Annotated in this window: 10 protein-coding genes and 3 pseudogenes; 5 read left to right on the top strand and 8 right to left on the bottom strand. The window is 40.5% G+C overall.

Annotated elements, in window-relative coordinates:
• Positions 1–152 precede the first annotated feature (152 nt).
• On the bottom strand, positions 153–545 hold the full coding sequence (locus ACE4RR_RS19830) for a type II toxin-antitoxin system death-on-curing family toxin (protein WP_375537170.1): 393 nt from the start codon (positions 543–545) through the stop codon (positions 153–155).
• 3 nt (positions 546–548) lie between these two features.
• Positions 549–815: an AbrB/MazE/SpoVT family DNA-binding domain-containing protein gene (locus ACE4RR_RS19825; RefSeq protein WP_375537169.1), complete on the bottom strand. Its 267-nt coding sequence runs from the start codon at positions 813–815 to the stop codon at positions 549–551.
• Between the two features lie 431 nt (positions 816–1246).
• On the opposite strand from ACE4RR_RS19825, the pseudogene ACE4RR_RS19820 reads away from it, so the two are divergent.
• Positions 1247–1723: pseudogene (locus tag ACE4RR_RS19820) on the top strand (LOG family protein); the annotation flags it as partial.
• Between the two features lie 139 nt (positions 1724–1862).
• Here the strand turns inward: ACE4RR_RS19820 and ACE4RR_RS19815 are convergent.
• From ACE4RR_RS19815 to ACE4RR_RS19790, 6 genes and pseudogenes are all read right to left on the bottom strand, one after another.
• Positions 1863–2933, bottom strand: a complete 1071-nt coding sequence (locus ACE4RR_RS19815) for an ABC transporter ATP-binding protein (RefSeq protein WP_375537168.1) — start codon at positions 2931–2933, stop codon at positions 1863–1865.
• Positions 2930–4645, bottom strand: a complete 1716-nt coding sequence (locus tag ACE4RR_RS19810) for an ABC transporter permease (protein WP_375537167.1) — start codon at positions 4643–4645, stop codon at positions 2930–2932. The genes ACE4RR_RS19815 and ACE4RR_RS19810 overlap by 4 nt, the downstream gene beginning before the upstream one ends.
• 20 nt (positions 4646–4665) lie before the next feature.
• Complete coding sequence (locus ACE4RR_RS19805; protein WP_375537166.1) at positions 4666–5760, bottom strand: ABC transporter substrate-binding protein; 1095 nt, start codon at positions 5758–5760, stop codon at positions 4666–4668.
• A gap of 388 nt (positions 5761–6148) precedes the next feature.
• Complete coding sequence (locus ACE4RR_RS19800) at positions 6149–7054, bottom strand: YncE family protein (RefSeq protein WP_375537165.1); 906 nt, start codon at positions 7052–7054, stop codon at positions 6149–6151.
• A 531-nt stretch (positions 7055–7585) separates the two neighbouring features.
• A complete protein-coding gene (locus tag ACE4RR_RS19795) occupies positions 7586–7765 on the bottom strand; it encodes a hypothetical protein (RefSeq protein WP_375537164.1) in 180 nt (59 codons plus the stop codon).
• A gap of 204 nt (positions 7766–7969) precedes the next feature.
• Positions 7970–8946, bottom strand: a pseudogene (locus ACE4RR_RS19790) (IS3 family transposase); the annotation flags it as partial.
• Positions 8947–9216: 270 nt separating this feature from the next.
• On the opposite strand from ACE4RR_RS19790, the gene ACE4RR_RS19785 reads away from it, so the two are divergent.
• The 4 genes and pseudogenes from ACE4RR_RS19785 to ACE4RR_RS19770 all read left to right on the top strand — a co-directional run bounded on the left by ACE4RR_RS19785 (position 9217) and on the right by ACE4RR_RS19770 (position 13065).
• Positions 9217–10287 (top strand): sensor histidine kinase, encoded by a 1071-nt coding sequence (locus ACE4RR_RS19785; protein WP_375537163.1) that lies wholly within the window; start codon positions 9217–9219, stop codon positions 10285–10287.
• Between the two features lie 149 nt (positions 10288–10436).
• A pseudogene (locus ACE4RR_RS19780) lies at positions 10437–11428 on the top strand (D-alanine--D-alanine ligase family protein).
• An 11-nt stretch (positions 11429–11439) separates the two neighbouring features.
• Positions 11440–12180, top strand: a complete 741-nt coding sequence (locus tag ACE4RR_RS19775) for a M15 family metallopeptidase (protein WP_375537162.1) — start codon at positions 11440–11442, stop codon at positions 12178–12180.
• A 6-nt stretch (positions 12181–12186) separates the two neighbouring features.
• Complete coding sequence (locus ACE4RR_RS19770) at positions 12187–13065, top strand: acyltransferase family protein (RefSeq protein WP_375537161.1); 879 nt, start codon at positions 12187–12189, stop codon at positions 13063–13065.
• The last annotated feature ends 78 nt before the right edge of the window (positions 13066–13143 follow it).

The following is a 13143-nucleotide window of genomic DNA, read 5'->3' as shown; positions in this document are numbered from 1 at the left end:
TGCCTCCAGCTTCCTTCAGATTCCACCTCACGATGGACACCCTTGCCTTTGGCTAACGGCTACAACGACCTTCACCGTTCGGGACTTAAACCCTATAGCGTGTGCGCATGCCGGGCACACTTAAAAAAAGACACCTGAGGCAGGTGCCTTCATCATCTCTCTATTGCGAATTTCTCAAGCTCCGATGCAATCTTTTCAACACTCAGGGCCCCTCTCGCCACATCAACGGTAAAATCTTCGATTTCTTTATTATATTCGCGGTTTAGCTTGTATCCATTCTTCTTTAAAAAGAGCTCTGTTACCGCAAGGGCAGTACGCTTATTGCCATTGTAAAACGCATGATTTCTGGAAAGGGAATGAAAAAGGACTGCCGCCTTTTCCCAGAGCGTTTTGTAGGCATCTTCTCCGAAGAGGGATTGCTGCGGGCGGTGAAGGGCAGACTCCAAAAGACCTTCATCTTTTACTCCCGCATGCTCCCCTTCACCGTACCGCTTCATCATCAAATAGTGAACGAGTACCGCGTCTTTGTATGAAATATACTCCATAGCTTACCGGTCTCTTAAGTTGCGAAACACGTCATCGTGCTCTTCAAAGGTTTCCGCCAGCATTTCAAGAAGCTCGGGATCCACACGATCCTCAAGTCTGTTTTTCTTCTCCAACACTATCCGGTTGTTTTCATCCAGGTTGAACTGAATTTCATCACCTTTTTTAAGCTTGAGCGTATCAATGATGGATTTTGGGATCCCGACACCAAGGCTGTTTCCCATACGGCTGACCTTACGTACTTCTTCATTCTTCACATTCATCACACCCATTCTGTGAATCTCCTCTCTTCAGTATAATCTATGCCTCAAAAGTGTATACGTACTTACGTAATTACATTATGACGCAAAGACCTAATCGATGCAAGAATCCTTTCTGCTGAACTCACAGAACCCCTGTGTTAGTATAAAGAAATATCTTAATCTCCCCTGCTTTTATAAGCCAAACAGCCATTTACCTTTTATCTCTGGGACACAGTCCCGCTGTCCTACATGTTTTCTTTATGTGTACATGAAACGATCCATTCGTAAGTATTCAAGGATAATAAAGCTACAAAACACGTGCCGTATAGTGAAGGAATGCCCGTGACTTTCCAGGTACTCCGCAAAGTCCCGCTGGTTTAAATACTCCGGGTTTTAAAGATTCGGTTACAAAAGTCGATTCTAAAAAAATAATCTCAGCAATTAATTCACGTGCTGTTTGTATCACGTTGGTATATGGTGGCGCTAGTGTAGGGCTCATGGGAGCCGTAGCCAATGCTGTATTAGAAGAAGGCGGGCAAGCGATCGGTATTATCCCTAAGATGCTCGAAGACCGGGAAATCTCGCATAAACATTTGGTTAATTGTGGTTGATTCCATACATAAACGCATAGCAAAAATGGCAGAGTTAGCTGATGGCTTTATTGCTCTTCCGGGAGGTCCAGGAACCTTAGAAGAATTCATAGAAATCTTTACTTGGGCTCAATTGGGTCTCCACCAAAAACCTTGTGGGTTATTTAACATTAACCAATATTATGCTCCTATTGTATCTTTTTTGCCCACATGATAGAAGAGCAATTTTTACAAGAAAAGTACCGTTCTATGGCGGTAGTGGCTTCATCTCCAGATGTTCTTCTTGATAAGTTTAATACATATGATCCCCCAGCAGTAAAAACGTATATTAAAGAAGACCAAACCTAAGAAACGAAAACATATGGGATAACACCGATTGTTTTGCAACGGTGTTATCTTTTTAAATCCTTCCCTCTATCTATAGGTTCCCTGAAGTTAACTTTGTTAACTACTACTTTTTGAAGAAACTTTTCCTTATTGATCTTATTTAGTTCCCTGAAGCCATATGGGTAGGGGTAAACGTGTCTGATTTTTTAATCCAGACTTGTTCACCGATTTGATAGCGTGTCGTCATTGGACTTACGATTTTGATTGTAATTCCGTCAACAGTTGTGACGGAATAGCGAATCTCCCTGCCTTGATATAGCGCGTTGTCTATTTTAGCTTCAATACCCTCGGTGTCATCCTGCAGTATCCATTCGTCTGGGCGTACAGGGTACGTGCCGGAATCTTTGAATCCTTGCGCAATGTCTGTTCCGTCCCAGCGGACATTATTTGTCCCTTTAGGATGAAAAGAATTTGATGACCATGTTCCTTTCATGATTGTGGCTTTTCCTACAAAACTGGCTACGTAAGGTGTCTGAGGTCGCATGAATATCTCTTCGGGTGTTCCGTTTTGTTCAATCCTACCTTCTTTCATAATGACGATTCGATCGGCCATAGCCAAGGCTTCCCCTTGATCATGGGTGACATAGATGATCGAGCTTTTCGTCATACGATGAAGGCTTTGAATTTCTCGTCGCATATTTTCTCTCAACTCTGCGTCGAGGCTGTTTAACGGTTCATCCATGAGTAATAACGATGGTTGATGGGAAATGGCGCGCGCTAAGGCTACACGTTGTTTTTGACCTCCAGAAAGTTCATTGGGCATACGGTCCATCAAATGGTCGAGATTAACAAGTTTAAGTACATCCTGTACACGTTTTTTTGGATTTTTCTTTATGGCCTCTGGTGTGAGGGGATGGTGCCTTAGTGGAAATTCCACTTGGTCTTTGACCTTCATATGAGGCCAAAGAGCAAAAGATTGAAACACCATACCAATGTTTCTCTTTTCGGGTGGTATTCTCTGTTTTTTTGATCCAACTCGCTTATCTTCCATACGGATTTCCCCACCAGTAGGCTGGTCAAAGCCTGCAATGAGGCGTAACAAAGTGGTTTTCCCGCATCCTGAAGGACCTAAAATGGCAATAAACTCCCCTTGGGAAATGGAAAGGTTGATTGATCGCAACGCTTCAAAGTTTCCAAACGACTTTTTCAAGTTAATTATTTCTGTTGTCATGCTTCTTTCACCCTCTTTTTCCACACTTGCTGAAGAACATATAGGCTTGTCATTGTCACGATGATGGCGACCACAATAACGGTTGAGAATGCAGTTGAATATGTCGAGTACCCCGCTTGTTCAAAGTTGAAAATAACCAGGCCGATCGTTTCAGAACCGCTCGACCGCAGAAGCGAGGACACAGTAAGTTCGGTTAGTGCGGTTAGAAAAACGAGAAAGGCTCCTCCAAGAAGGCCCGGTAACAGCAATGGAAGCATAATCCGTCGCCATTTCGTCACTGTTTTGGCCCCAAATACATGAGCCGCTTCTTCCATAGACCGGTCCACTTGAGACATGGCAGTGAAACTTCCCCTCACTTGTAAGATCATAAATCGTGTCACATAGGCAATCAGTAGAATGCCAATGGTTCCATAGACTCCTGGGTTCCAGCCTGGAATGGGCTCAAGCCACATAAAAATCATTGCGAGCCCAAGCACCATCCCTGGAAGCGCATATGGAAGCCCTACAAATACTTCAAGAACCCTGTTAAGGGCATTCGGTTTTCTGGAACGGATATAAGCAAGGGCTGTGCCGACAAACAAGCAGATGGCCGTTGTGACAATTGCAAGCATCACACTGTTGGCCATAGCGCCTTGAACTCGGTTGTTTTCAAACAAGACGAATGCATAATGAGCAAGTGTCAGGTTTTCCCAAGTAAATGTAAGTCCGTACGCCCGTATTAAGGAAGACATGATCATGGAGACAAGGGGCACAACCGTAATCAGAAGCAATAAACTCCACAGACTGATCTCTGTTAGCAAACGGTAACGTCCAAGGTGAAAACGAGGAGCGTAATCTTGCTCCACAGTTTCCATTTGCTTGGACTTTCTCACGATTATCCATTGAAATACGGTTCCTCCAAGAGCAACCACAGCGAGCACAACCGAGAGGGTTGCAGCTCGCGAAAAAGCACCTGGACCAAAACCCACAACTTCCTGATAAATCGCAGTGCTAAGAACCGGAATATTCCCTGGAATTCCTAAAAATGCCGGAATCCCGAAGTTATCCAGGTTGGCGATGAAAGCAAGAAGTCCTCCCCCGGCAAGCCCAGGCAGCGCTAAAGGCAGTGTAATTCTTCTAAACACATCAACCGACAGCGCACCTCCTGAGCGGGCAGACCATTCTAAGTCCTGTGGTATTTTTCTTAAGGTACTAACGGTAAACAAAAAAACGAGCGGGAAATGAGACAACCCCAGAACGAAGATCATTCCACCCATGGAGTACATGTTAAAGGGAACGGCATCAAAAGGAAAAAGGTTGAGAAAGGAGGCTACAAGCCCGTTTCGGCTCATCAGCTGAGTCCAAGAAAGAGTAACGATATACGAAGGGATAATAAAAGGTATTAAAATAAAAAGCTGCATCAGTTTTTTTCCCCGTATATCACTGTAGGCAATGATCCATGCAAAGAGTAAACCGAGAACCACTGCCAGACCAGTTGAGCTGATTACCATTATTCCTGTATTTTCAAGCATCGACCACGTTCGAGGTTCGCTTAGTACCTGTGTATAGTTAGCTACGGTCAAGGAGCCGTCCTGGAAAAAACTCAGAGAAAACAAACGAATGATTGGAATGACGAAAATAAATACGATTACTGCTGTGATGAAATACGTTGTGGGAGAATATTTCTTTAAAAAAGAAAAGGGACGATTGTCCCTTCGTGCTTCAAGTTTCATAACCATACAACCCCTGTTTATTAATCTCCAAAGATATTTCTAAATCGCTCTTTGTCAGAATCCCGGGTTTCTAAAAGATCTGCCAGATCACTTGATAATACGTTTAGTTCATCTACACTACGGAGTCCTGGTGGTGGCTCGATGCCTTCACGGATCGGTGTATACCCAATATCAACGCTGAGAGCCTGTCCTTCCTCTGATAAAACGAAGTCCACAAACGCTTTGGCAGACTCTTCGTTTTGGGTTCCTTCCATGATCCCGATCGGTTCAGTGATAACTGGTACACCTTCTTCAGGATAAACAAGGTCAATAGGAGAACCTTCTTCTTTTGCATTGGCCACAATAAAGTCCACAACCATCCCATAGGCATGTTCTCCACCTGCTACAGATTGAAGTACTCCACCGTTTCCTTGAACGACCGTTGCCTCGTTTTCGTGTAATTCTTCAAAGAAATCCCACCCAAATTCGTCTGTCCGGCTGAATACGCCAGCATTGTAGGCAGCTGCACCTGAATATATCGGGCTTGGCATGATCACTTCACCCTCCGCTTCTTCAGATATGAGGGCAGACCAGGATGTAGGGTTTTCTTCAACTATATTCGTATTGATAGCCAAAATCGTCGCCATGATCTTTGTACCTGTATATGTAAATTCAGGATCGATAAACTCATCAGGAATGCCATCAATCTCGGGTGATTCGTAGGACATGAGAAGATCGTCTTCTTTTAAACCTTCAAAGGTAACCGCGTCTGCCACTAGCAAAACATCTGCCTGCACCGATCCAGCTTCGTTTTCAGCAAGGAGACGACTAATTACCTCCTCTGTTCCAGAGCGGAAAATACTCACATCCACGTCAGGATACTGATCATTAAACCCCTTCACCAACGCTTCTGCATCTTCATCGGGCTGAGATGTATAAAAGGAAAGCGATCCTGAAATCTCACTAGCTTCTTCTCCTTCGCCCTCATCTGGTTCATTTTCTTCGGTTGTCTCATCAACCTCTTCATCCTGCCCGTCTCCCGAGACTTGTTCCTGGACATCATTGGCTCCACAAGCTGCAACTACCGATGTTAATAATAGTGTTAATAATAGTATGGGAATAAACGTACGTTTCATAATTGGTTCCTCCTACCTTTTGGTTATGATAGTTTAACTAAATGTCGAATGATGTAACTGTTCACTACATTATAAAATGGTGGTTTTAAGAACCAATTGATTTTTCATTATGTTTACGTGAATATTTGGTAAATATACTGAACGCTTCTATAAAACTTTTTATCTCGTAACTGAGTCTTCTAGGTAACTGCCCAAAATATAAATAAAAGGAGCAAATCTTTTTTTTCAGATTTGCCCCCTTTACATGTAGACTTTGGTGACCATCGAATCTAGCACTAACCTGCTTAACCTTAATATCCAGCAATAATCTTTTTTCATTTCTCCTCGAGGTAATGAACGAGCAAACGAGTAAGGATTGAGTTAGCAAGAAAAAGCCACAAATTTTTTGTTAAGGATTCACTCCTACACCATCTGGGAAAACACCTACTGGAATGGTAGCAATGACCATATTTGTATTCCCGCTAATGACGGATACATTGTTATTGTCTGCGTTTGCCACATAAATACCATTTGTTAAAGGATTCACGCCTACTCCTCTTGGGCTACTCCCCACTGCTACGGTAGCGATGACGCTATTGGACCCTCCGTCGATCACAGAGACATTGTTACTGAAGATGTTTGCTATATAAATACGGTTCGTGGTAGGATTTACGCCTACTCCAGTTGGGCCACTCCCCACTGCTACGGTAGCGATGACGTTATTGGCCCCTCCGTCGATCACGGAGACATTGTCAGTGTTTAGGTTTCCTACATAAATTCGACTCGTGGTAGGATTCACGCCTACTCCTCTTGGGCTACTCCCCACTGCTACGGTAGCGATGACGTTATTGGACCCTCCGTCGATCACGGTAGGAACAACTTCAGAAGAAAAAGAGTGAGTTGCAGAAGTTTGTTCCCATGTAACATTTGATGCTCCTGTTAAATAAGACTCTATGTTTCCAACGTTATAAAAAGAATAATCACCACGAATAATCTTAGAGTCGTAATTGAAATCTATATTTCGTTTAAAAGTTAGTTGAGGACCAAAGCCAGTGAATGGATCGTACCAAGACATTTGTCCAGTATCTGAACCTTCCATTAGTGAATATTCTGCGTCTGGTTTTATTTCACTCTCGGAAGGTTTGGCTGCTTCTTCTGCCATTTGATCGAGCTTAGCAGCCTGCTCTTCTAATTCTTCAAGATCTGAATACGATGAATCAGAACTATTTTCGTCTTCGTCATTAGTCCCTACATCAACTTCAACATTATACTCTTCTTCGATTTCTTGAACTTTCTGAAGTTTCTCTTCACTCAATTCTTCAGCTGAAGCAGTTGAAGATTTCTCACTACTAAATAAGCCTTCTCCACTACGATAAGAAGTGGAAAAATAATTCTACGCTATATTTTAGGGGAATTATAAAAGGTAAAAAGGCACTGAATGGACCATCCTTTGATGTTTGTCTAACTAAAAATTTCACAACTTCATTTATAAATAAAAGGCTTAACGTGAGTAATGTGTTAAAAAGTTGGTGGTACCCCGTGTACACAATGAAAAACGCTTTGCGAGACTGCTTGGCTCCACCAAGCCATGCTTTCGCATGGAAGAGCAAAAGAAAAACCGTGCCTTTTGAAAAAGGCACAGCCAAAACTTTCTATTCGTCTCCGACGGATTGAACCCAGGTTCAATACTCCTGCCCTCGCCGGTTGGCAGGAAGAAAAATGTCTTTTTCTTCAATGCCAAGAGGGTTCGGGTGCGCAGCAATCTGTCCACTCCTTAATTCTCAGTCGGAAAGTTCACCCTCCGTTCGATTACCGTGGACGATAATAAGTTTTTCAATTCTCACTATTATGCACCTGTTTTTCTCTCTTTTCTTATTTTCCAATCTCGTATCCCTATAAAAATAAAAAATAAAATTAAAGAACCACCAAACAAAATACTAAGCAAAAACGAAGGCTCATTATTAAAATTTATAAATCCAAAAATTATAGTCAAAGTTCCAAAAATAAAAGTAAGTATATTAATCATAATAAATACCCCTTTAAACAGTTTTATGAATTGTAACACATAGAATAAATAAGGTGGACCCCATTGTCAAGACACGGATTTTGAATAAATAAGGTGGGGATAGATTTATTGCTATGAGCTTGGGGAGCCCTTTGGGGTATAAGCTATTATTCCTCCTTTTATGTTTGGTGTCTATCATTCATTCTTAGGAGAGGGAGAGCTCCCCTAAGATGGGCTATAAATAGAGGCAGGCGCCTGATAGCCTAAGGACTGATGAGGGCGTTCCTGATTATAAAAATGGATAAAGCTGTTGATCTCCTGGCGTGCTTCTCTGGGACTGGCATACTCTTTTAAGTACACCTCTTCATACTTTACAGTTCGCCATAGGCGTTCCGTAATGATATTATCCAGGGCTCGACCTTTTCCATCCATGCTGATATTGATCTCCTTTTGTTTTATGTAAATCGGTATATTGGGGGCTGGTAAAATGACTTCCTTGATCACTGTTTAAAATGACAGGTTGATGGATGGATAGACCTCGGTGAACGGCCTCTAATACAAAATCCATCTCCAGCGTTTGATCAAGTTCCCAACTGACCACATAACGAGAATACCAATCAATTAAAGCGACTAAATATATCCAGTTTTTCTCTAACCGTATATAGGTAATGTCAATGCCCCATACTTGATTGGTGTGTGTGATGGCTAAACCTCTTAGTAAGTAAGGATAAATACGGTGCTGCTGATTTCTTTTACTAAGGTTAGGGCCAGGGGGAAATACCTGAGATCGCCATTTCTCTCATATGCTTTTGAACGGTTTTTCTATTGATAAGGATCCCTTTTTGATTAAGCGTTACGGTTATACGTCTGGATCCATACGGATATTTCGTATAGATTTCATCAATCTGATGCTTAACCATCAACTCCTCTGGAGACGGTTGCACAGGCGTATAATAAAGGCTTGTTCGATTGACGTTTAGTAGTTCTGCTTGCGTTTTAATGGAGAGGTCCGTGCCTTCTCAATCAATGATTGAAACACGTTCAGCTCTCGTCTTTAATGCCAGATTTTTTTAAAAGCCACGACAACTGCGTGGTTAATCGTCCAACTTCGGCATATAAATGTTCGATTTGATTCTCATAACCCACCTTGATCTGATTACCCTTTTATGATTGGTTTCAAAGATTTGTGGCATTTGTTCTAAAGGGGGTACCGCCAACATTTCGGAAATTTTGTACGCTAAGCAAATTTTAATCTAAAAAGTCGAATTCCTGTACGTTAGGAACCGACTTTTTAATTTGGCTTATTAACTAAAGCACCCCGTTCGTTAAACAAGCAGTTCTGACCAAGAAAAAAGGATATGGTAAAATAAACTAATAAAGGGGGAAATTTTATGGATAAATCACAATTATCTTTGCGATTTACGAATTTCGCTAATATTGAATGCAAAGTTTCAAGTCAGTTATAAGAAGTTTTGTCTAAAAAAATAGCTGAGGATGATGAAATACTTGAAATATGCTCTCTTTTGCTAGAGTTGTTAACAGATATTGTAGAAACACTGCCTAAAAACACTGCAATTTGTATCTTCCATACTCACGTAGCCAATAAAATACCAGAGGATTTAAAGTATGATCTTCTAAATAAGATTAAAACAATTGGGAGTAAAAGGGACGTTTTCCATCTTTATAACAATATGTGGGATAGCAACCTTCATCTTGATTATTTTATTATAGAAGCAAGTAATGAATTAGCTTCCTCGAATGAGGATCTTATTAGATTACCGCGAGAACTTAAACAGGTGGAAGAGCAAATGAATCAAATTAAACAAAGCTCGATTAAGAATGATAGGTTAGCAAAGGAAGCAGAGCAAAGGAAAAATGACTTAATCGTCTATCTTGCCCATGATTTAAAAACACCACTTACCTCAGTTATTGGCTATTTAACCCTGCTTAATGATGAACAGGAGATCTCAAACGAGCTACGCCAAAAATACACTTCCATTTCATTAGATAAAGCAATTCGTTTAGAAGATTTAATTAATGAATTTTTTGAAATCACTCGTTTTAACTTAAGCAAATTAACGCTTGAGCTAAGTCAAGTGAATGTGATTAGAATGTTTGAGCAATTAACCTTTGAGTTTCAACCACTGCTTAATGAAAAAAAACTAGCATTTCAGCTCATTTCTCCTGACAAGCTTGATATAAAATGTGATGTAGGTAAAATGGAGCGGGTGTTTGATAATATTATCCGAAATGCAGTCAGCTATAGTTTCCCTGATAGTACTATCACAATTGAAATTAAAGAGGAAAGCAAGGGCATTAGCATTCGGTTCGAAAATGAAGGATATACCATCCCTGAAGAAAAAGTAAACCGTATTTTTGAGCAATTTTACCGCTTAGATTCCTCACGGGGAACCAATACAGGCGGTGCAGGACTAGGACTTGCTATTGCAAAGGAAATTGTGGAACTCCATCAGGGAACCATTTCTGTTTCGAGCTCAGATGACAAAGTTGTATTTATCATTTATCTTCCCACCCTTTCGTAAGAATTTTGTAAGAAAGTAAAGAGAAAATCATTTGTTTCCTTTTATAAAATTCGTAAAAAGAACACTTTCTAGCTTGGTATGATATACCTGACAAGCTAGAAAGTGTTTTTCTATTTGTAAACGAAAAAACTTACAAAGGAGCAAATCATATGGGAAAGATAAAAATTGCGGTACTATTTGGTGGGTACTCCAGTGAATATGATGTTTCGCTACAATCAGCCCATGCTATTATCACAAACCTAGATATGGATAAATATGATCCTGTCATAATTGGCATTACACAGGAAGGTAAATGGCTTCGCTACCTTGGGGATATTGATCACATCCTCAGCAACACTTGGTTTGAAGACTATACCAATTGCCACTCCGTTGTGATCTCTCCAGACCGACACGAAAATAAACTCATTGAATTTAGCCATGATGGCTCTATACGAACATTAATAATCGATGTGCTTTTTCCAATTCTTCACGGGCAGTACGGTGAGGATGGGACAGTTCAAGGTATGGCAGAACTAGCTGGTATACATATTGTCGGATGTAATACACTATCTTCGGCATTATGTATGGACAAGAAAAAAGCCCATCAAATCGTTTCTTTTGACTGGGATCGACACTCCGTCATCCTTTGTTTATAAAGCCATTAAAAGCTGGTTCCTCCCACGGCATTACAAAGGTTTACCAAGAAGAAGGGCTACTAGAAGCTATCAATGAAGCTTTTCAGTATGATGATAACTTGATTATAGAAGAAAACATTGAAGGCTTTGAAGTTGGTTGTGCCATTTTAGGGAACCATGACCTAACAATTGGTGAAGTAGATGAAATTGAATTAGCATCAGGATTTTTTGACTTTAAAGAAAAATACACACTAGACACTTCCAAGATTCATGTCCCAGCTCGTATTGATCTAGAACTTACGAAAAAAGTAAAAGAAGCTGCAATAACCGTCTATCGTGCTCTAGACTGCAGCGGGTTGGCACGAGTGGATATGTTCCTAACTCCAGACGAAAAAATAGTGTTTAATGAAGTGAACACCTTTCCTGGTTTTACGTCACATAGTAGATACCCAACAATGATGAAAGAAATTGGACTAGAGTTTACTGATCTCTTAGACAGGCTCATTCAATTAGGTTTAGAAAAATGAGGGTTATAACATTGCATAAGGCCGACATCCATAAAGGCTATCAAATTTTAGTGAACCGTCAGCATCCTATTAAAGATAAGCAATATTTTAAAGGACAATTGCTGCCTCTTGGACACAGATTCAATGATTCCTTATTGGAGAAGAACACTGCAAACCTACTAGGTCAGCTTCTCGACATGATTGGTGCCGAAGAAAAAATTGTCCTAGTTAGTGGGTACCGAAGTAAAAAAGAACAAGAAGAAATCTATCATTCTTCTCTAAAAGAGAAAGGCAAGATATTCACACAAAAATATGTGGCGCTACCAAATTGCAGTGAACACCAAACAGGCATGGCCATTGATTTAGGCGTACGTGCGGATCACATTGATTTCATCAGACCTCACTTCCCTTATTCAGGAATTGCCCAGGTTTTCCGTGAGAAAGCAGCAAGATATGGTTTTGTAGAACGATATGAAAAAAGTAAGGAAGCTATTACTGGAATCTCTCATGAGCCATGGCATTTCCGTTATGTTGGTTATCCACATGCACAAATCATGCACAATCATGATCTTTGTTTAGAAGAATATATCACATTTATCAAGGATTATAAGTTCGGGGAAAAACATTATTGTTTTCCACTAGATAATAAGAAAATCGAAATTAGCTACCTGAAGACAGACGCAAATTCAATGGACGTGGAAATACCGGATAAACTTTGCTACCAAATATCCGGAAATAATGTGGATGGCTTTATCCTAACTACATGGTGGTGATTGTTGATGACACAATTGAAGAGAACAGGCGCACTTGATATTTTTCGTCTGATAGCAGCCTTTCTAGTCGTTTCTATTCACACAGCACCCTTGTCTTCTATAAACGATACAGCAGATTTTGCTCTCACTCGTATTATTGGTCGAGTAGCTGTTCCATTTTTCATCATGGTTACAGGCTATTTTCTAAATAAAGCCATTCAAAATAGAGAAAATCGTTATATCAAAGGCTCGATTCTCAAACTTAGTACCATCTATGGAATCTCTATCTTGCTTTTTTTACCTATCAACATCTATACGGGGGAAGCCTTAACGTGGGCAGATCTCGTAAAGGATATTCTTTTTGATGGTACATTTTATCATTTGTGGTATTTACCAGCGATGATTGTTGCCATTCCACTGGTTACATTTGCTTTACAACGATTTGGTCTTACAATTTCTTGGGTCGGTTCGGCTATAATGTATGGGGTTGGACTTCTGGGAGATAGCTATTATGGGCTTGTCGAACAAGCCGATAAGCTATCAACCTTCTATGACTTCATCTTTACTATATCTGAATACACGAGAAACGGCCTATTTTATGTGCCTATCTTTCTCGTTTTAGGTGTAGCCCTTGCAAAATCTAATAGAAGACTTTCCAGGCAACAAATCCTAATCGGACTAGGTATATCATGTAGTTTACTACTGATAGAAGGACTAGTACTACACAGTCTTTCTTGGCAAAGACATGATAGTATGTACATTTTACTCGTGCCATGCATGTATTATTTGTTTTTATTACTACTGCAATTACCAGGAATTAAGAGTAAAGCACTACGTAACCTTGCCTTAGTCATTTACCTTATTCACCCTGCAATCATCATAGTGGTTCGTGTTTTGCTGAAGTAATTAATCAGGAACAATTCCTAATCTATAACAGCATTATTCACTATTTGGTAGTTAGTTGTCTTTCCTTTTTATCAGCTA

The sequence above is a fragment of the Alteribacillus sp. HJP-4 genome (assembly GCF_042139015.1).
Taxonomy (GTDB): Bacteria; Bacillota; Bacilli; order Bacillales; family Marinococcaceae; genus JBHIKY01.
The sequence above is the reverse complement of the archived record's forward strand: the minus strand, read 5'-3'. Positions and strand labels throughout refer to the sequence as shown.

Excerpts from the sequence above, each read along its gene's own strand:
- ACE4RR_RS19830 (WP_375537170.1), bottom strand. The coding sequence starts at position 545 with ATGGAGTATATTTCATACAAAGACGCGGTACTCGTTCACTATTTGATG.
- ACE4RR_RS19825 (WP_375537169.1), bottom strand. The coding sequence starts at position 815 with ATGGGTGTGATGAATGTGAAGAATGAAGAAGTACGTAAGGTCAGCCGT.
- ACE4RR_RS19815 (WP_375537168.1), bottom strand. The coding sequence starts at position 2,933 with ATGACAACAGAAATAATTAACTTGAAAAAGTCGTTTGGAAACTTTGAA.
- ACE4RR_RS19810 (WP_375537167.1), bottom strand. The coding sequence starts at position 4,645 with ATGAAACTTGAAGCACGAAGGGACAATCGTCCCTTTTCTTTTTTAAAG.
- ACE4RR_RS19805 (WP_375537166.1), bottom strand. The coding sequence starts at position 5,760 with ATGAAACGTACGTTTATTCCCATACTATTATTAACACTATTATTAACA.
- ACE4RR_RS19795 (WP_375537164.1), bottom strand. The coding sequence starts at position 7,765 with ATGATTAATATACTTACTTTTATTTTTGGAACTTTGACTATAATTTTT.
- ACE4RR_RS19770 (WP_375537161.1), top strand. The coding sequence starts at position 12,187 with ATGACACAATTGAAGAGAACAGGCGCACTTGATATTTTTCGTCTGATA.